At 59.7% G+C, this 18,807-nt stretch carries 21 protein-coding genes and 1 pseudogene; 7 read left to right on the top strand and 15 right to left on the bottom strand.

All coding sequences use genetic code 11. The features are described from left to right. Positions 1-43 precede the first annotated feature (43 nt). Positions 44-397 (top strand): hypothetical protein, encoded by a 354-nt coding sequence (locus KBY02_RS08350; RefSeq protein ID WP_225650156.1) that lies wholly within the window; start codon positions 44-46, stop codon positions 395-397. 83 nt (positions 398-480) lie between these two features. After that, positions 481-705 (top strand): annotated as a pseudogene (locus tag KBY02_RS26455) (hypothetical protein). A gap of 294 nt (positions 706-999) precedes the next feature. Here the strand turns inward: KBY02_RS26455 and KBY02_RS08345 are convergent. Further along, complete coding sequence (locus KBY02_RS08345; RefSeq protein WP_162886586.1) at positions 1,000-1,260, bottom strand: hypothetical protein; 261 nt, start codon at positions 1,258-1,260, stop codon at positions 1,000-1,002. A 133-nt stretch (positions 1,261-1,393) separates the two neighbouring features. Here KBY02_RS08345 and KBY02_RS08340 point away from each other — a divergent pair, with 133 nt between their 5' ends. From KBY02_RS08340 to KBY02_RS08330, 3 genes are all read left to right on the top strand, one after another. After that, on the top strand, positions 1,394-1,711 hold the full coding sequence (locus tag KBY02_RS08340) for a hypothetical protein (protein ID WP_162886585.1): 318 nt from the start codon (positions 1,394-1,396) through the stop codon (positions 1,709-1,711). Positions 1,712-1,916: 205 nt separating this feature from the next. Continuing rightward, on the top strand, positions 1,917-2,435 hold the full coding sequence (locus tag KBY02_RS08335; protein WP_116893746.1) for a chalcone isomerase family protein: 519 nt from the start codon (positions 1,917-1,919) through the stop codon (positions 2,433-2,435). 17 nt (positions 2,436-2,452) lie between these two features. Next, a complete protein-coding gene (locus KBY02_RS08330) occupies positions 2,453-2,986 on the top strand; it encodes a DUF3833 domain-containing protein (protein WP_003407549.1) in 534 nt (177 codons plus the stop codon). Between the two features lie 39 nt (positions 2,987-3,025). Here the strand turns inward: KBY02_RS08330 and moaA are convergent, their stop codons facing one another. The 9 genes from moaA to KBY02_RS08285 all read right to left on the bottom strand — a co-directional run bounded on the left by moaA (position 3,026) and on the right by KBY02_RS08285 (position 12,406). Further along, on the bottom strand, positions 3,026-4,024 hold the full coding sequence (moaA, locus tag KBY02_RS08325) for a GTP 3',8-cyclase MoaA (RefSeq protein WP_116893745.1): 999 nt from the start codon (positions 4,022-4,024) through the stop codon (positions 3,026-3,028). Between the two features lie 265 nt (positions 4,025-4,289). Further along, positions 4,290-5,636, bottom strand: a complete 1,347-nt coding sequence (locus KBY02_RS08320; RefSeq protein ID WP_116893744.1) for a cation:proton antiporter — start codon at positions 5,634-5,636, stop codon at positions 4,290-4,292. Positions 5,637-5,785: 149 nt separating this feature from the next. Next, on the bottom strand, positions 5,786-6,838 hold the full coding sequence (locus tag KBY02_RS08315; RefSeq protein WP_225650155.1) for an ABC transporter substrate-binding protein: 1,053 nt from the start codon (positions 6,836-6,838) through the stop codon (positions 5,786-5,788). After that, complete coding sequence (locus tag KBY02_RS08310; RefSeq protein WP_225650153.1) at positions 6,835-8,019, bottom strand: NAD(P)/FAD-dependent oxidoreductase; 1,185 nt, start codon at positions 8,017-8,019, stop codon at positions 6,835-6,837. Before KBY02_RS08310 ends, KBY02_RS08315 begins: the two co-directional genes overlap by 4 nt. Next, entirely contained in the window at positions 8,016-9,407 is a 1,392-nt protein-coding gene (locus KBY02_RS08305; protein ID WP_116893742.1) for an NAD(P)/FAD-dependent oxidoreductase, read from the bottom strand. Before KBY02_RS08305 ends, KBY02_RS08310 begins: the two co-directional genes overlap by 4 nt. After that, positions 9,404-9,694, bottom strand: a complete 291-nt coding sequence (locus KBY02_RS08300; protein ID WP_003407557.1) for a (2Fe-2S)-binding protein — start codon at positions 9,692-9,694, stop codon at positions 9,404-9,406. Before KBY02_RS08300 ends, KBY02_RS08305 begins: the two co-directional genes overlap by 4 nt. Before the next feature lie 16 nt (positions 9,695-9,710). After that, the gene (locus KBY02_RS08295; RefSeq protein ID WP_003348289.1) at positions 9,711-10,505 is read right to left on the bottom strand and encodes an ABC transporter permease; all 795 of its coding nucleotides are present in this window, start codon (positions 10,503-10,505) and stop codon (positions 9,711-9,713) included. Between the two features lie 3 nt (positions 10,506-10,508). Then, a complete protein-coding gene (locus tag KBY02_RS08290) occupies positions 10,509-11,381 on the bottom strand; it encodes an ABC transporter permease (RefSeq protein WP_011267600.1) in 873 nt (290 codons plus the stop codon). Then, complete coding sequence (locus KBY02_RS08285) at positions 11,378-12,406, bottom strand: ABC transporter ATP-binding protein (protein ID WP_011267601.1); 1,029 nt, start codon at positions 12,404-12,406, stop codon at positions 11,378-11,380. Before KBY02_RS08285 ends, KBY02_RS08290 begins: the two co-directional genes overlap by 4 nt. A 241-nt stretch (positions 12,407-12,647) precedes the next feature. Here KBY02_RS08285 and KBY02_RS08280 point away from each other — a divergent pair, with 241 nt between their 5' ends. Together KBY02_RS08280 and KBY02_RS08275 are read left to right on the top strand one after the other, a co-directional pair. Further along, entirely contained in the window at positions 12,648-13,487 is an 840-nt protein-coding gene (locus tag KBY02_RS08280) for an IclR family transcriptional regulator (RefSeq protein ID WP_003407563.1), read from the top strand. Between the two features lie 196 nt (positions 13,488-13,683). Continuing rightward, complete coding sequence (locus KBY02_RS08275) at positions 13,684-15,303, top strand: methyl-accepting chemotaxis protein (RefSeq protein WP_058399086.1); 1,620 nt, start codon at positions 13,684-13,686, stop codon at positions 15,301-15,303. 70 nt (positions 15,304-15,373) lie between these two features. Here the strand turns inward: KBY02_RS08275 and KBY02_RS08270 are convergent, their stop codons facing one another. The 5 genes from KBY02_RS08270 to KBY02_RS08250 all read right to left on the bottom strand — a co-directional run bounded on the left by KBY02_RS08270 (position 15,374) and on the right by KBY02_RS08250 (position 18,289). Next, positions 15,374-16,336 carry a class I SAM-dependent methyltransferase gene (locus tag KBY02_RS08270; protein ID WP_024641450.1) on the bottom strand — a complete coding sequence of 321 codons (963 nt, stop codon included), beginning with the start codon at positions 16,334-16,336 and terminating at the stop codon, positions 15,374-15,376. Between the two features lie 65 nt (positions 16,337-16,401). Next, positions 16,402-17,106, bottom strand: coding sequence for a YoaK family protein (locus tag KBY02_RS08265; protein WP_011267604.1), 705 nt, complete (start codon positions 17,104-17,106; stop codon positions 16,402-16,404). A gap of 50 nt (positions 17,107-17,156) precedes the next feature. Further along, positions 17,157-17,384, bottom strand: a complete 228-nt coding sequence (locus KBY02_RS08260) for a hypothetical protein (RefSeq protein WP_003317903.1) — start codon at positions 17,382-17,384, stop codon at positions 17,157-17,159. Between the two features lie 129 nt (positions 17,385-17,513). Continuing rightward, entirely contained in the window at positions 17,514-17,855 is a 342-nt protein-coding gene (locus KBY02_RS08255; RefSeq protein ID WP_003407572.1) for an FKBP-type peptidyl-prolyl cis-trans isomerase, read from the bottom strand. Positions 17,856-18,007: 152 nt separating this feature from the next. Next, positions 18,008-18,289, bottom strand: a complete 282-nt coding sequence (locus KBY02_RS08250; RefSeq protein ID WP_003407574.1) for a hypothetical protein — start codon at positions 18,287-18,289, stop codon at positions 18,008-18,010. Positions 18,290-18,807 lie beyond the last annotated feature (518 nt).

Raw genomic sequence — 18,807 nt, 5'->3', positions numbered from 1 at the left:
TCGAAAGCCGAAATCAGTATCGATGACATTCAGAGAGTTCAACATGCCTGCAGAAGAGGTTGCACGTCTTGCTGGGGTTACGCCTGAATTATCTGGTAATCAAGGTGAACCTAAAAGACCGGGATCCAAGACGTTACTGAATAAGTCTTATGTGATCTTCTCTAAAAACCTTCCAGAAGATTCCGATATGGCAGAAGATTTATCGTTTTTTTTATCGGAGCTTGGTGGGGTGGAAAAAATTATGCACATGAAAGAAGTTGTTAATCCCAAGTTTATAGAGTTTAATTTTTACTTGCCCAGTCGGACGTCTGAAACGATACAGGACGGGTATTTGTCTTACGAGAACATTGAAGCAATGTATAACCTAAAAGCGACTATTGGCTTTAACTACTTTTAGGGGGGGCGAACAAGTCTCAAATATGCGAAAATCGGCTGATCACCTGATCCTTCACGGATTTTCTCTAGCCAAGGTTATAGAGAATGAAGAGGATGAAGTGGGATACAGTAGTATTAAGTGAGTCTGAGTATGATCATTTGGTCGCCGAGCTGCATTTTGGTGATCAGTTTTTATTACTGGTAGATAGGGAAGATGGGCGAGAGAACATTTTGTAGCTTTTCCAAAAAGAAGGGGGCTCGTGAGAGCGTATTACGCTGGATGCGTTTATTGAGCAATTAAAGTTGGCAGCTGAGAATCTTCGTCGTTGAGGCTTTAAGGCGCCGGCAAAGGTACAACTTTAACTTTGGCACGGCGTCAAATCATAGGGCGCTGGCTGGAGTGGTGGTGGGTCGTATCGTGATCGTCCGTAGTGGCCTCTTCGTGAGCAAGCTCACTTCCCACATCCACCGGGCAAGCTATCAGGCCCTCAATTAAGCAGGCGCTTGGCCCCACCCGTGACCCTCCAGTCACCTTTTTCACCTAACCCCCCGACCCGCATACGATTATGTAGTGACTAAAAATAATCACTACATAATCGTTGACGCACTCCATTTGCCCTTGCATTATGCAGCTGTCTCCCCGATCGGGAGCGCTGCAAAAGGTGTGATGAACAGGCTCGGCAAGCCGTCGAGATGTTCCCGGATGTAGGCTGCCCACAAGGCAGATTGATGGAGCTGAACTGGCATTTGTCGTCGATAAGGGCGAGAAGCTGGCGAAATGTCCTCATGATGCTTGTAACGGATCGATTGCCGATCCTGGGCCGGGTCTTTGGGTTTCGTGACTTCTTCTATCTGCGCTGATGCCGCTGTGTAGCGGCTCTTCATCAAGGCTACCTGCATGTCCTTGAGGGCTGGAACGGTATTCAACGCGCATTCAATCGTGTTGCGTTGCTGAAGTTCTGGCGCATGAACTTGATGTATCAATTATTGAACAGTCTATGAGCGAAGGGGCATCAACATGAATATCGACACACAACCGACTATTGATGAACTGGCTCGTCTGTTTGCTGCGTGCAAAGACACGCTGGATAACCATATCGCCTGGGTAGCCGAATCGGGTGAAGTTCGCGTCGACGCCATGTCGCCGTTCACGCAAGAGCACGAGTTTCGTGATGCGCACCCGCAACTGCGCGCAGCCCTGAAGATGTTCCGTCGTGGCCAGGGTTATGTTGGCAAGAAGGCCGCTGCCGATCGTGCCTACATGGAGGACACGCTGCAGGCGTTGAAATGTGAGTGGCAGAAGACTCGTCGGCAGGCGCACTCGCAGGTTGCCTGAGCAGGTCATCGCATGTCTTGAAGCCTGTTCCCGATCCGCGATCGGGAACAGGCTTTTTGGTTTTCGGCATCGGGAGGGCGAAGGCCTTATCGGTTGTACAAAGTGATTTTGCTGGTATAGATTCCGGGAGTGAGTCAGTGCATCTGACTCGTCTCGTTCCCAGCCTGCCATCGAAGCCGTGGCAGTGCCTATACAGAGGTTGCCGATGCGTGCGCCACGATGGTTATGGTTGGTGATGTTACTTAGCGCCGGCGCTTCGGCGGACTGGCGCGAGGCATTGCCCAATGCCCAGGTCGTCGGCAGTGGCGAGTTGAGCCTGTTCGGCTTTCGTGTATATACGGCCAGGTTGCTAAGCCCCACCAAGCCCTTCGTCGCGGATGCACCGCTGGCTCTCGAGCTGACCTACCACCGCGACATTGACCGGGAAGATCTGGTCGATGCCAGTATCGATGAGATCAAGCGTATTTCCGGTTCGAAGGTGACCGAACAGCAACTGACTGAATGGCGCCAGCAGATGAACCAGTCATTTGTCGACGTCCAGCCGGGCATGAAGATTACCGGCGTCTATCTGCCTGGCCGCGAAGCGCGGTTTTATGTGGGTGACAAGCTCCAGCATGTGGTGCCCGACAGCCAGTTCGCCAAGGCTTTCTTTTCCATCTGGCTGGACCCGAAAACCCGTAACCCCGAACTTCGCGAGCAGTTGCTCGGCAGTACCGGCTCATGACCCATCAAGGAGGGCGCATGCTGAGAAAGTGGATGTTAATGCTGTGTGTGGGGCTTGTACTGAGCGGCTGCGGTGGCGTGCCGGTAACCCGTTACAGTCAGGAAGCGCCGAAGCTCGATCTGCGCCAGTACTTCACCGGGCGTGTCGAGGCCTGGGGAATGTTTCAAAAACGCTCTGGTGAAGTCACCAAGCGCTTTACCGTGGTGATCGACGGGCACAGTGAAGGCGAAGTGCTGGTCATGCACGAGGCTTTCAGCTACAGCGATGGCACCAAGCAGGTCCGGGAGTGGCGCTTGCGTCCCGATGGTCCGGGCCGCTGGAAGGGCACGGCAGGTGATGTAGTTGGCGAGGCCTATGGCGAAGTGTCAGGCAACAGCTTCCACTGGAACTATGTGCTCAGGTTGCCGGTGGATGGCACCGAGTACGACGTGAGCCTGGATGACTGGATGTACCTGATCGACGAGAAGACCATGGCCAATCGTTCGTCGATGACCAAGCTGGGTGTCGAAGTCGGGCAGATCACCTTGTTCTTTCGCAAGGCCGGTAAATAAACAACGCCTCGTATGAGGCGTCATCCTTCAGGGCGGCTGTCAGCCGCCCGTCATATTCATGAAGCGCACCACTTGCACGCCATCGTCGTGGGTGAAGTTGTGGCTCCACGGCTTGAGTTGCATGGCGTCGATGATGGCTTTTTCGAGCTTTTCCGGCTGGCCGGGATTGGCGCGCAATACCGCCTTCAAATCCACGGAATGCTCGTTGCCCAGGCACAGCAGCAGGCGACCTTCGACGGTCATGCGCACGCGATTGCAAGTGCCGCAGAAGTTATGGCTGTGCGGGGAGATGAAGCCGATGCGAATGCCCGGTGCCTCGGCCAGGCGCCAGTAGCGCGATGGCCCTTGAGTCGATTCAGTCGAAGGCACCAGCGTGTAACGTTCGGCAATGCGTTCGCGCACCTGATCGCTGGAGTAGAAGGACTCGGCGCGGCTGTGCTCGCTGATGATGCCCAGCGGCATCTCTTCGATGAATGAGACGTCCAGGTTGCGATCAATGGCGAACGCCAACAGGTCGTTGATCTCATCATCGTTGCGACCGTGCATCACCACGCAGTTGAGCTTGGTGTGCACAAAACCGGCGGCGTTGGCGGCATCGATACCGGCAATCACTTTGTGCAGATCGCCTGTACGGGTCAGCTCGCGGAAACGCTGTGGATCAAGGCTGTCCAGGCTGATGTTCAGGCGTGTGACGCCGGCCTTGAACAGCGGGGCAGCCAGTTTGTCCAGCTGCGAACCGTTGGTGGTCATGCACAGTTCACGCAGGCCGGGCAGGGCGGCGATCTTTTCACAAAGCCCCACCACGCCGGCGCGTACCAGCGGCTCACCACCGGTAAGACGAATCTTGCGCGTGCCCAGTGCCACGAAGCGCTCGGCCACCTGGAGGATCTCCTCCAGCGACAGAATCTGTTGCCGAGGCAGAAACGTCATCTCTTCGGCCATGCAGTACACGCAGCGAAAATCACAGCGGTCGGTGACCGACATGCGCAGATAATCGACTTTACGTGCAAAGCGGTCCATCAGGACGGGTTCTGACATTTCACCTTCTAAATAATCGAGTGGGCTGTATTACCGGATTTGGAGGCCAGTGCGTGACAAGGGTTCAGCCAATTTGCGGTGTCCTGATTTCAGGATCGGTTGCAGACTGGCAAAGTGCCTTGCACGAGTTACATAGTAGCTGCACGCATTGCTGCTTGCACTGGCTGCATGGGCGCCACGCTAACCGAGTCGAAATGCCGCAGTCCAATTGCTTGTTCCAATACGCTCATCGACACGCTCTATGGCGCTTTGCCTAGATGGCTGATCAGTCAGGACTGGCGGCAGTACTGCGCTCGTAACGCTCCAGCAAAGGCTGGATACTGATGCCGTGTACCAGGATGCTTAGCGCAACAACCGACAGGGTCATGCCGATCACCACGTGGCCGACGTCGTGTGCCAGACCATGTGACAAGGCGAAGCACAGGTAATAAAGACTGCCGATGCCGCGAATGCCGAACCAGCCAACCAGTGCTTTTTGCCTGACGTTGAGCAGACGGCGACTCACCAGCAACCAGACGCTGGCAGGGCGAATCACGCAAAACAGCGCGATCCCCAGGCCGATGGCGCGCCAGTCCCAGTACATCGCCAGCGCCGCGCCCAGCAGGGTGATCAGCAGGACTTCCATGGCGCGCTCCACCAGACTGCCGAACGCCAGCATATCGCCCATCATCACGCCGGCAGCCAGTTGCGAATCGCTCATGTCGTCGACCTGCGCGACCGTGCCCTGTTCGAGGGATGACGTCATATGCCCGAGGACCGGCTGCGCGACATGCTCGGACGGCAGCTCTGAACGCGTGACACGTACCTCGGCCTGACGCAGCCCGAACCCAGCGGCAAATACCGAAAGAAAGCCAAAGGCACCCACGCTTTGCGCGAATACATAAGCCAGAGCAATCAGCGCCAGCGCCAGAAAGTCATTGGGCGAGGTGGTGCTGTCGGCGTTCTTGATGCGCAGGAAGATCATCAGATGGCCGACCCCGCGGCCCATGCCGTAACCCATCAACAAACCGGCCGGCACCGCCCAGACCAGGTCCTTGATCAGCCATCCCTGGACCCAGTCGCTCATCGCGCCCCCGGAACTCAGGTACAGCAAGGCAAAAATCACGAATGGAAACGCGGTTCCGTCGTTGAGGCCCGCTTCGCCAGACAGGCCGAAGCGCAGGCGGTCCTGATCCTGGGCGTTGTTGACCTGCACCATGCCGGCGAGCACCGGGTCGGTCGGCGACAGCATGGCACCGAGCAACAACGACACACCCCAGTCCAGGCCGATGATGTAGTGCCCCGCGACCGTCACGCCAGCGATGGTCGCCAGCATCACCGGCCCGGCCAGCCAATAGGCTGAGTGCCAGGCTTTGCCGCGCAAAGGCAGGCGCAACTTGATACCTGTACCGAACAGCGAAAACAGCACCGCCACTTCGGTCAGGCGTTCCAGCCACTCGTAGGACTTCTCGAAATCCAGATCGACGATATCCAGGCCCATCGGGCCGATGCCGAAGCCGAATCCCAGGCACACGGCCGATGTGGTCACTGGCATCCAGCGCAGGTAAGAGGAAGTGAGCGCCAATAGCATCAACAGCACGCCAAGCACGCCCATGCAGACAATAAAACTCATAGAGAAAGAACCACCGTCAAAATGCGCCCGAAGAAGAGGGCGTAACGGTGGGACTCCCTTGCACGGTAATAAGTTGAAATAATTTGCTGGATGGCAATCAGCATGCGTCTTTTACACACGGCGATGCCTCTCGGCGTCGCCGCTGACGTCTAGCGCTCGATACTGCGGCTCCAGCGTGCGTTCCACTCGGGACGGATCTGATTGACCTGATCCCAGTCGATGGTCACTGCTGTTTCCAGGTACTTCTCCATGGCCTCGACCTGACTGCGTGTCTTGTCAGTTGTCGGGGTTTTCGGGTTCGACGGGATCTGGTCACCGAACTCCAGCGCAGGCGCCTGTGCTTCCGGCGTCAGCAGATAGGCCGCCAGCTTTTGCGCCAGCTCCGGCTGGTTGTTGTTGGCGATCGCACATTCAGCCACGTTCAATACCACGCCGCCTTCCTTGGGCGATGCATATTCCACCGGTACGCCCTTGATCTTCAGCGCGGTGACCTGGGTCGGCGTCAGCGGGAACAGGGCGGCTTCGTCGGTCTGGACCATTTCCGAGATCTTGGCCGAGCTGGCGATGTATTCCAGCACGTTCGGGCCGATGGTTTTCGGCCAGGCCTTGAAGCCGGGCTCGACGTCTTTCTCGCTGCCGCCCTGGATACGGTTGAACATCAGAAAGCCATGCAGGCCGAAGGTCGAGGAGGCCAGTGACTGGAACACCACCTTGTCCTTGAAACGTTTATCGGCCAGGTCCATCCACGAGGTGGGCGCGCTCCAGCCCTGTTCCTTGAACATTCGCGTGTTGTAGGCCAGGCCGGTCACGCCCAGGCTGACGGCTGCTGCCTGTTCCTTGATTTTGGCCTTGGCAGGCAGGTCTGCCAGGCTGGCGCTGGGTTGCAGCGTGTCGCACAGGCCCATGGAAATGGCCCGGTACATGATGCCGTCGTCGAGAAAGATGACGTGCATCTGCGGGTTGTCCTTACTCGCCTGAACCTTGGCGAGGATATCGGCCGACGTGCCAGGCACGATCACCACCTTGACGTTGTTGGCCTTCTCGAACGTCGGCAGCACCTGATCGGCATATAGGCGCTCCATGGTCCCGCCGTTCATGCCCAGGTACAGCGTGGTTTCGGCCATGGCAGGCGTGGACAGAAGTGCGGCAGCCAGCGGCAGGCAGGACAGCCCGGTGAGGGCGAGACGTTTGGTGCTTTTCATAGGGACGACCTTCCTCTGTGCAATGGGATGACGTTCGTAACAGGTTCGATGGCAGGGGGGGGCAGAGCGATTTGCTGAAAGCGGTTGATGGAAAAGGCATCGAGCGAGATCCGTGAGGCGCCGTCGCAGACCCATTCGGCCAGCGCTTCACCCGCTGCCGGACCGATCTGAAAGCCCGCCCCGGCAAAGCCGAAGCCGTGCAGCAGGCCCGGACGAGTCAGGCTCGGGCCCAGCACCGGCTCGCGATCCGGCAAATAGCCTTCGGTGCCGCTCCAGGTGCGAATGGCCTGGGCGCCGGCGAGTGGCGGGTAGAGTTCGACGGCGTTGCGCAGGATATCCAGCACCGCCGCCTGTCCCGGTCTGGCGCGTGCCGGGTCGAGGGCAAAGCCTTGTCCGCCGCCCAGCACGCAATTGCCGCGTGCCACTTGCCGGGCATAAATGCCGCCGCCTTCGACACCGGTGCTGACATCCATGAACATCGGCAGCGGTTCGGTCACCAGCATTGCCGGGTACCCTGAATACATCGGCACCGGTTCGTTGAATTGTGCGGCCAGCGCTGCGGCCCACGCCCCGGCGCAGTTGAGCAGCCAGGTGGCACGCAGTGTCAGGCCGGTGGCGGTGGTGACGACGAAAACGTTGCCGTCGTGGCTGACGTCGCTGACCGGCGCCTGCTCGAACACCAGCGCGCCTGCCTGACGCGCAGCGCGGGCGAAGGCCGGCGAGACCAGGCGTGGATTGGCGTGCCCGTCGTCGGCGCACAGCGATGCACCGACAGCGACATCGCCTGCCCAGGGATAACGCGCGCGCAGTTGATCGCGATCAAGCAACTGCAAATCCAGGCCGAATCCCTGGCTGGCTTCGGCGTAGGCGCGCAAGGCATTCATGTCCTGTTCGCTGCGCGCCAGTTTGAGGTGGCCCGAGCGCTGATACTCGCCGTCGATGCCGATCAGCTCGCGCAGGTTGCCCCAGATCTGGTGCGCCCGCTGCGACAAGGGCAACTGCGACAATGGACGACCCTGACGCCGCACGCCGCCGTAATTGACACCGCTGGAGTGCGATCCGCAAAAATCGCGTTCCAGCAAGGCGACCCGCTTGCCCTTCAGGGCCAGCGTCAAGGCTGCCGAGGCGCCGACAATGCCGCCGCCGATGACAATCGCATCGGTTTCAATCAGCGTGCTCATGGTTGCGTCTCCACTGATTGCTTCTCCATGGGCTGCATCCCCAGACCAAACGGCAGCGGCTTGATCGGTGCCTGGCCGCGCAGTCGGCCGACGTGCTCGACGGGCCGGCCGCTCTCGCGGGCGATGATCTCTGCCGCTGCCAGACCACACATCCGGCCCTGACAGCGACCCATACCGACCCGGCACATGGCCTTGACCCGGTTGATCTCCCAATGACCGTCCTGCACGGCACTGCGAATCTCGCCGGCAGAGACTTCTTCGCAGCGGCACACCAGCGTGTCATCCGCTACCTTGGCGGCCCAGTCCTCAGGGAACGGAAACGCGGTTTCCAGCCCGTGGCGGAAGCGTTCGATGCGTCGCAAGGCAGTTTTAAGCGTGTCGATACGGGCGGTGTCTGCGACCACACCGATGTCTTGCAGCAGCCCGAGCGCGGCCAGTTCGCCGGCCATTTCCGCAGCGTCTGCGCCCATGATTCCCGCGCCGTCGCCCGCCAGATAGATACCTGACACGCTGCTGCGTCCACAGTCATCGCGGGTCGGCAGCCACGCCCGGTTCAGCGCGCTCCAGGCGAATTCACAGCCCAGCAGATCGGCCAGTTGCGTCTCGCTGCGCAGTGCATGGGCAAAAGCGACCGCGTCACAGGCCAGGTGGCCCGATTTTCTATTACGTTGCCATTGAATGCCGTCTACACGTTTTTCCCCGTCGATGCGTGTCAACAGCGCACCTTGATGCACCGGAATACCGTGTGCGCTCAGCCACGCGCGGTAATACATGCCTTTGGCCAGCGTTGCCGGTTGGCCCAGCAGCGCCGGCAACGCCTTGCATTGCGCCGAAAACGGCGCGCTGTCGAGCACCGCCAGCACCTTCGCGCCCGCCTTGGCGTACTGATAGGCGACCAGGTAAAGCAACGGGCCAGTGCCACAAAACACCACGCGCTGACCGATCGCGCAGCCCTGGTATTTGAGCGCGATCTGCGCTGCGCCGAGGCTGTACACGCCTGGCAGGGTCCAGCCGGGCACCGGCAGAATGCGATCCGTGGCACCGGTGGCGACAATCAGGTGGCTGAAGTCGAGGGTGGCGGCGGTACCGTTTTGCAGGGTATCGAGTTGATGATCTTCGGCATTCCAGACCAGCGTCTGCGGCCGGTAGTCGATCTGCGCTGCCAGCGTGTCGAGTGCGTTGTGCACCGCGACTGCCTTGGCGCTTTCAAAGCCGTAGAGCGCCTTGGCCGAGCGCTGAAAGTTGTCCGGCTGGCGACGGTAGACCTGGCCGCCGCCGCGCAGCCCTTCATCGATCAGGCAGGCCTTGATGCCGTGGGCCAGTAGCGTCTGGGCGGCACGAATGCCGGCCGGTCCTGCGCCAACAATGGCAATGGCCTGACCGCTCATACGCAACGCCCCGGTTCACGAATCACCGCCTGACCGGCCTCCAGCAGTGTTGAACAGGCACGCACGCGCTGACCGTCACCCAGCCTTACCCAGCAGTCCTGACAGGCGCCCATCATGCAGAAACCGGCGCGAGGTTCGGCACTGAAATCACTGCCGCGCAAGTGTTCGCTGGCGGTCAGTACCGCGGTCAGCAAGGTGTCGCCCAACAGACCGCTGGCCGGCTGGCCGTCAAGGGTAAAGGGCAGAACCGGGCGGTCATGTTCGGTCAGTCGTTTCAGCAATGCCATAACGTCAAAGCTCCGGTTAGTGTTTGCCGACCAGTACGCGATCCAGCCCATAGACCCTGTCGAGCAGGATCATGGTGGCGGCGGTGAGGGCGATGACCAGCGCCGATACGGCGGCCATCATCGGGTCGATGGATTCGGTGGCGTAGACATACATGCGTACCGGCAGGGTCTGCGTCGCGGGCGATGTAACGAAGATCGACAGCGTGACTTCATCGAAACTGTTGATGAACGCCAGTAACCAGCCGCCTGCCACGCCGGGCAGGATCATTGGCAGGGTGATCTGCCGAAACAGCGTGAAACGGTCGGCCCCCAGGGACTCGGCGGCGTGCTCGGCGCTGCGGTCGATGCCAATTGCCGCCGCCAGTACCAGGCGCAGTACGTAAGGCGTGATGACCAGCACATGGGCGAAGATCAGCCAGGTGAAGCTGCCGTTCACGCCCATCAGCGCAAACAGGCGCAGCATCGCCACCCCCAGTACCAGATGCGGAATGATGATCGGCGACAGAAACAGCGCGTTGAAAAAATTGCGGCCCGGGAATGTATGGCGCGTGATTGCCAGGGCGGCGGGCACTGCGATCAGGGTGGCCAGCGTCGCCGATACGAACGCCAGGATCAGGCTGTTGTAGAACGAATCGATAAAGTCGGCGCGCTCGAAGACGGCCTTGAACCAGCGCAGCGAGAAATGGGTGGTGGGCAGGCTCAGGGTGTTTTCCGGGGTGAACGCCACCAGGCACACCACGACCAGCGGGGCCATCATGAAGATCACCACCAGCGCATGAAACGACAGGGCCAACGGACCGTTCTTGGACATGGATCATTCCCCCAGAGTTTTTTTGTAACGGCCTTCGATCATGCGGTTCCAGGACAGCATGACCAGAAGGTTGACCAACAGCAGCGCCACGGCAAGGGTCGCGCCCATCGGCCAGTTCAACTCCGAGAGGTACTGGTCGTAGATCACCGTGGCGACCATCTTCAGACGTCGTCCGCCGAGCAGGCCGGGAATGGCGAACGAACTGGCGGCCAGGCCGAACACGATCAGCGAGCCGGACAGCACGCCGGGCATGACCTGCGGCAGCACGATCAGGCGCATGACTTTCGCCTGGCTGGCGCCCAGCGACAGCGCGGCCTGCTCGGCGGTGGGGTCGAGCTTTTGCAGCGAGGTCCAGACCGGAATGATCATGAACGGCAACATGACGTGGACTAGCGCAATGACCACGGCAAACGGGGTGTACAGCAGTTTCACCGGGCGACCGCCCATGAACTGGATGACCTGATTGATCAGACCGTCCGCGCCCAGCAGCAGGCTCCAGCCGAACGCCCGGACCACCACCGAGATCAGCAGCGGCGTGAGAATCAGGATCAGGAAGATCGAGCGCCACGGCGTGCCCATGCGGCTGAGAATGTAGGCTTCGGGGACGCCGATCAGCACGCACAGCAGGGTGACCAGCGCACTGATCCAGAAGGTGCGCAGGAAGATTTCATAGAAATACGAGTCGGTGACCACGGCCACATAGTTGGCCAGCGTGTAGCTGTCGCTTTTCACCCCGACCTGATAGTCGAACACGTTGAACGACAGCACCAGGGTCAGACCCAGCGGCAGCACCAGCAAGCCGATATACAACGCCAGCGCCGGAGCTGACAGCCAATAGCCGCGGCCGCCCTGACGCATTTCGCTCAGCAGGCTCATGCGCGCACCTCGTCGGCATCCAGCACGCGCAGCAACTCGTCGGGCCAGTCCATGTCGACCGCCGCGCCTTGTTCCAGCGGCGCCTGGCCGTCGTTGCGACGTACTACCGTCACTTCGCCAATGCCGGTCTCAATCCGATACAGCCACTGGCTGCCGAGAAAATAACGCGTGACGATGCGCCCGGACAGCCGTCCGCAGCCAGGCGCCACCAGATCGATCTTCTCGGGACGCAGGCTGAGGGTCAGGCTGCCATCGCCGGGCACCTGACGAATCTGCGGAATGCCGCTGCTGTCCAGATCACCCTGCAACATGTTGGCCTTGCCGACAAAACCCGAGATGAAGCGTGTGCGCGGGTGTTCGTAGAGCTTGTATGGCTCGTCGATCTGGGTGATACGACCGGCCTGCATCACCACCACCCGATCGCTGATCGACAGGGCTTCGGCCTGATCATGGGTGACCATCAGCGTGGTAATGCCGACTTCGTTCTGAATGCGGCGGATCTCGAACTGCATCTCTTCGCGCAGGTTGGCGTCCAGGTTGGACAGCGGCTCGTCGAGCAGCAGCACTGGCGGCTCGATTACCAGTGCGCGGGCCAATGCGACCCGCTGGCGCTGACCACCGGACAGCTCGCGCGGGTAGCGCTCGGCATGCTGACCGAGGCGCACCAGCTCCAGCACCCGTTTGACACGCGGGTGCAACTCGGCGGCAGCCACCTTGCGCATCCGCAGGCCAAATGCAACGTTGTCGGCCACGGTCATGTGCGGAAACAGCGCATAGCTTTGAAACACTACGCCGAGGCCTCGGCTGCTGGGTTTGGCGTGGGTGATGTCGCGCCCGTCGAGCACAATGCGCCCGTCACTGACTTCAACGAAACCGGCGATCATTTGCAGGGTGGTGGTTTTGCCGCAGCCGGAAGGGCCGAGCAGTGAAACGAATTCGCCCTTGTCGACGGCCAGGTTGGTGGCAACCACCGCGTCAATGGAGCCGTAGCGTTTGGAGAGACCTTCGAGCTGCAGAAATGCCATGCCTGCTTCCACCTTTGTGCATGCGCGCCGAAGCACGCGTTTGTCATGGGCAGATGCGAAATGAAGTCATGCAGTTCTGTGGACGTTGGCGCTCGCTCTGCGTCGGCTACCGATGATTGTTCAAATCGCCCCTGTGGACTGAGAGTAGGGCGAAGGCTAGGATGGGCTCAACAAGGAATTTCACTGAATAACATCTTTCTTTGAATTAATTCTTTTGGTGGAAATATAAAGAGATATTGTCATGGATAATTCCACTGATCGGAATAACGTGAAGGCCGAGGTCGGAGTGGGAGCCGTTTCCCGGCTGTTCGCGGTACTGCGCTGTCTGGGCGATTGTGATGAAGGCGGCGAGCGGGTCACGCAACTCGCCCAGCGTGTCGGGCTGTCGCAACCCACCACACACCGCTTGCTGCGCAGCCTGATGGAGGAGGGCATGGTCGAGCAGGACCTGCTCAGCAAACGTTATCGGTTGAGCATCGAGTTCTTCGCCCTGGCCGCCAAGGCGGGTAATACCGGCAACCTGCGTGACGTGGTGCGCCCCAGCCTTTTGCGCCTGTCCGCATCGCTGGGTGACTCGCTGTTTCTGCTGGCACGCAGCGGTTTCGACGCGATCTGCCTGGACCGCAGCGAAGGCCCGTACCCGATCCGCACGTTCACCGGCGACATCGGCGGCCGTGTTGCCTTGGGCGTCGGGCAGGGCAGTCTGGCGATTCTCGCGTTTCTGCCCGAGGACGAGCGGGAAACGGTCATTGCCTACAACCTGCCACGGCTCAAGGATTTTCACCTGTACGACGAGGTGTTTCTGCGTTCGGAGGTGGAAAACGTGCGGCGCCTGGGCTATGCCGGGCGCAACACCGGCGCGTTACCGGGCATGGCCGGGCTGGCAGTGCCGATCCTGGACCGCAGCGGTCGTGCAGTGGCTGCGCTCAGTGTGGCGACCATCTCCGACCGTCTGGGGCCCGATCGCCTGATGACCGTGGTCGAACTGCTCAAGCGCGAAGCCACGGCCATCAGTGCCAGAATCAACCCGTTCGACCCGTCGCTGCGGCGGCCCAGCCAGGTGTTCGGGCAGGTTGATTAGGCAGCATTCCTTTTCCGGCAGTTTTTGATCTTTTATCGGGTATATTGCCGACCATCGCTGTTTTTAAAGAAAAAGTCTTGTGGGCCGATGTTGATTCCAAGGGGCCACACATACCTGATCCACAAGATCGGTCTACAGGGACGTGCCTGCAACTTTCGCGTATCCCGCGGATTCTTTTTCTCCAGAGATCGTCCCGATGTCCAAATCCCTGCGGCTGCAAATTTTAGGTCTGCTCGGCGGTAGTCTTGCGCTTGTGCTGGTCATTGCGTTGGCCTGCTTCAACTTTCTCTCCGACAACGTGCAGGCTTATCGCGGCCTTATCGACGGTCCGGTGCGGGCGTCGCAGTTGGTTGACGAAGCCAACCTGCAATTCAAGATTCAGGTGCAGGAGTGGAAAAACGTCCTGTTGCGTGGCAAAACGCCTTCCGAGCGTGACAAGTACTGGGGGCAATTCGAAGAGCAGGAGCGCAAGGTGCAAGGCACACTGGGTCGGCTTGCTGAAATGCACGGCACCGACGCTGCATTGAAAAGCCAGGTGCAGACGCTGCAGCAGGCACACCAGGCGCTGGGTACGGCCTACCGGACCGGTCGTGATGCGTTTGTTGCTGCGGGCGGTGACGCTGGCGCGGGTGACATGGCGGTCAAAGGCGTCGACCGTCCGACCAGCGAGCAGATGGCTGGTCTGGTCGATCAATTGCACAAGAGCAGCGACGCTCAGTCCGTTGCCATCAGCCATGAAGCCCAACGTACCATTCTGGTCGGTGCCGTGGTGATGCTGGTGTCTGCGCTGCTGGTCGGTTTGTTGGCGCTGTGGATGGTCAATCGCAACCTGATTGCGCCCATTCGCATGCTTATCGAATACGTCGCCCAGTTGAGCGAAGGCAAATTCGGGGCGCGTGTCGAGGTCACGCGACAGGACGAACTGGGTCGTCTGGCCGTTGCCGCAAATACCCTGCGGGATTTTCTGGCCGACACCTTCAACCGCCTCAAGCGCAGCAGCACCGATCTGGACACGGCGGGCGGCGAGCTGAATGCCATTGCCGAGTTGATGGCGCAAGGCACTCATGAGCAGTTCGAGCGTACCGATCAGGTCGCGACCGCCATGACCGAGATGTCTGCCACCGCTCAGGACGTTGCCCGACATGCCGCCGATGCTGCGCGAGCTGCGGATGAGGCCGACCAGAGCGCTCAGGATGGCGAGAGGGTCATGCAATTGACCATTGCGACGATCACCCGCATGCGCAACGAGATCGCTTCTACGGCCGATGTCATCGGGCGGCTGGAAACTGACAGCGGCCGTATCGGCAAAGTGCTGGAGGTGATTCGCAGCATTGCCGATCAGACCAATCTGCTGGCGCTGAATGCCGCCATCGAAGCTGCACGTGCCGGTGACGCCGGACGCGGTTTCGCGGTGGTGGCTGACGAGGTTCGTACACTGGCGCAGCGTACTGCCGTTTCAACCTCCGAAATCAATCAGATCATCAATTCGGTGCAGACCGGAGCCAGTGATGCAGTGCAGGCCATTCAGGGCGGTCAGGCGCGGAGTGAAGAGAGCGTCGAGCAGGTCGCGAACGCTGGCGCAACCCTGCAGCGTATTACCATGGCCGTGGAGAATATTCGCGACATGAATCGCCAGATTGCGACGGCTGCCGAAGAGCAGACTTCCGTGGCAGAGGACATCTCGCGCAACCTCACTGAAATCACCGCCATCGCCGTGACCAATCAGGACAACGTCAAACGCACTCAGAACGCCAGTCAGGAACTGCGGGGCCTTTCTAATGGCCTCAGTGATGTGATCTCGCGTTTGGGTGCCTGATTTGGGTGCTTGAGTAGTTTGAGAACCTGACAGCCTTTTCGGCGTTGAAGAGGCTGTCAGTCCTTGCTCGCTATGCCCACCCGCTGCGGCTCAGGCCTTCTGCCTTGAACACCAGCGCCTTCAAGCCGCCCTCGGCGCGAGCGTCGGGGAACTCCGGCGGATTTTCCAGGCGCTGCTCGAAGCGCAGGCAAGGTGCTTCGACTGCGGTGTGCTGAATCAGAAAGTCCGGTCCCAGCGCGGGATCGTTCATGCACGCCAGCACCGAGCCGTTCTCGTCCAGCAACTCCGGCAGGCGGCGCAGGACACGCTGGTAGTCCTTGTCGAGCATGAAACTGCCTTTCTGGAAGGACGGCGGGTCAATGATGATCAGGTCATAAGGGCCGCAGCGGGTGACCTTGGCCCAGGATTTGAACAGGTCATGGCCCAGAAAGGTCACGCGGCTGAGGTCCTGATCATTGAGGCGATGATTCTCGCGGCCGCGATTCAACGCAGCACGGGCCATGTCCAGATTCACGACGTGGTCGGCACCCCCGGCCAGGGCGGCGACCGAGAAGCCGCAGGTGTAGGCGAACAGATTGAGGATGCGCTTGCCCTTGGCCTGAGCCTGCACCCATTCACGGCCGTAGCGCATGTCCAGAAACAGCCCGCTGTTCTGTTTTTTGCCGAAATCGACTTTGTAGCGCAGGCCGTTTTCGGTGATCACCCATTCATCCACGACCTCGCCAGTCAGCCATTGCGTCGTGCTCTGCGGCAGATAACGATGTTGCAGCAGCAGGGTGTGAGCCTGGCTCTGCTGCCACTGGGGTGAGTCGATCAAGGCGTGCAACAGCTGCGTCAATGCTGCCAGCTCGGATTCAAGAGGCTCCTTGAACACCGAGACCAGCACCACGCCCTGCATCCAGTCAACGGTGATGTGCTCCAGCCCCGGCCACACACGACCACGGCCGTGAAACAGGCGGCGGGTTTCATTCGGGACGTTGTTCAACGCGTCGATCAGGTGCTGTTGCAGAATCGCGAGTGCTTCAGGGGTCATGGCGCAGGTCAGTCAGGAAAAGCGGCGTATGGTAAACGTATTTCAGCAGATGGGCATCGCAGGGTTCAGCGTGGCATGTATTGACGTTGCCAGCGGTGCGGGATTTTCAGCGAAACCAGCCCCAGCAACGTCGACAGACTGCCGCTGATCAACAGGGCGTTGAGTCCCAGGCGATGCTCGAGTAGCGCACCTATCACGGCGCCGATGAACATGCCGACCCAGGGGACCAGTTGCACGCGCCAGCCGTCCCGGCGTTCCCCGAGCATCCAGCGACCCAGGCCACGACCGAACCGCGACAGCGCGCCGGTTACATAAGTCAGGCCGACCGGCAGCCCGTTGACCTGCTCGACGGCGGCGTTGAGCATGCCCATGGCCAGAATCGCCCAGATCAGTGCGAGCATATTGCTTTCCAGCGGCCATGCGGCAGCGGCACACAGCAGCGTGGCGATGCCCAGCAGCAGGGGCAGGGCGCGCCGCCCGCCAAGGCGCGCAACCACCACGCCCAGCGCGTTGCCGGCAATGAAAGCAAGGATTGCAAGGGTCAGACGCACCGTCACGCTCAGGTCGCCATCACTGATCGCGACGGCAAGCCGGGTGGTGTTGCCACTCATGAACGAAACGAAGTCGCCGGTCGCCATGAAGCCGATGGCATCGGTCATGCCGGCCAGAACCGACAGGCTCGCAACCAGCCCCATACCGACCCGGCCACGCCATTTCTGCATGCTCAGGTGCCTGGGGCTGACGCTGGAAGTGGCGGGCTGTGGCAGCATCGAAGGCCCTCTGGAGCGAAGAACGCACGTCTGAACGCAGGTGCAGCGATTTACAGCGGCTTGGCGCGCACGATTCGCTTGGCCTTTACCTCATCAGCATAGGCTTTGAGCTGGTCGGCATCGCTGTAAAGACGGTTGACCATCTGCAGCACTGCGGTGACATCCACATCGTTCATCTGTGAGGCGAGTTTGAGAATTTCTTCCGCCGTGTTTTCCAGGTTGGTTGCTGTCCCTTTCAGGTGTCGCTTCAGCTCCTGAGTCGACTTATTGAGCGCCATACGTGTTCCTGTGCCAAGACCTTGAATTCCATACCCGGAGCATGGCTTTTTCTGCGATAACAAGCAATCAGGCGTGTGCCTGTGTGTCAGGGTATCGGCCGATGCAGGCTGATCTGCAAGGCAAGCTGCTCAATCGTCGCGGGTCAGCACTTCCAGCAGTTCTATTTCGAACGTCAGGTCGGCACCGGGCTTGATGTGCGCGCCCATGCTTCTGTCGCCGTAGGCCAGGTGGGCAGGGACGAACAATTGACGCTTGCCGCCGACTTTCATGCCCATCAGGCCCTGGTCCCAGCCCTTGATGACGCGACCGGTGCCGATCACACACTGAAATGGCTTGCCACGCTCGTGGGAGGAATCGAACACAGTCCCGTCCTCAAGGGTTCCGGTGTAATGCGTGGTGATCAGCGCACCCTTTACCGCTGCCTTGCCCTCGCCGAGGTGCAGATCAGTAATCTGTAATTCTTTGCTCATTGCGATGCTTCCGGTTGCTGCGCGCTCTGTCATTGGCGCGAGCGGGCTTTCTCGCAGAAAAGCCGCTTCATGACAAGCCGCCTCATGACAAACCGGTGAAACGAAAACGGGGGAAGCTTTCGCTTCCCCCGTTGGGTCGAATCCAGTGCCTCTCAGAGATTCTGCGAGCTGACTACCATGGCCTGCGCGATATTGTCTTTCTGCTCCTGAGTGAAGCCGTCCCAGATATTGGTCTTGGCGTAGTAACCCAGGCCAGCCAGGCAATAAAGGCTGAGGGTCAGAACGATGACGATCGAAACAAAGGTCCAGCGGCCTTCGTCATCGTTTTCGCGTGTGAAGCTGCGCGAATAGTTGTCCTCTGCGCTGCGGAAGAACAGCGCGGACGACAGACGCTTGAGCCACTGGAACAAATGAACAACAACGATGCGCAGCATGGGTAAATCACCTCAAAGGTCAAGAAAACGGGTTGCCCTGATGCCGTCGAGGACATCGGATGCAAAAGCTGAAAACGAAAAAAGCCCGTCTATGACGGGCTTTCTTTTTATGATTCTGTTCAGGCGAGCAGTGAAGGGCGATGTGAAACGGATCGCGAGAAGCACTGCGCATGCCTGACGTTATGGAAACATTTTAAAACAAATGGATTGGCGCATCTACCCGCGCCATTCTGTTGTGAGACAACTGGTAGTGCCTGGAGGTGTGACAAAACGTCGCCCCGTGCTCATTTGCTGCTCAGCAAGCAGCATGCTCCGTGGTCAAGTCTTGTAATACTTTCTCAACGTACGAAACATCTATGGGTATTGTACGATCAGCGCCCGTATTGATTTTCAGGACTGTATGAATACCCTCCAGGAGCCTCCGAGTTGTCCTCCTTCCATCGCGTATGGCTGGCCGGTGATTTCACTGTTACCGAGCAGACCGCTTCATTCGAACGTCTCTCTACTTAACCTCTTGC

It is taken from the genome of Pseudomonas sp. P129, assembly GCF_020312195.1.
Taxonomy (GTDB): domain Bacteria; phylum Pseudomonadota; class Gammaproteobacteria; order Pseudomonadales; family Pseudomonadaceae; genus Aquipseudomonas; species Aquipseudomonas fragariae.
Note: the sequence above shows the minus strand (reverse complement) of the source record. Positions and strands in the feature narration are given on the sequence as shown.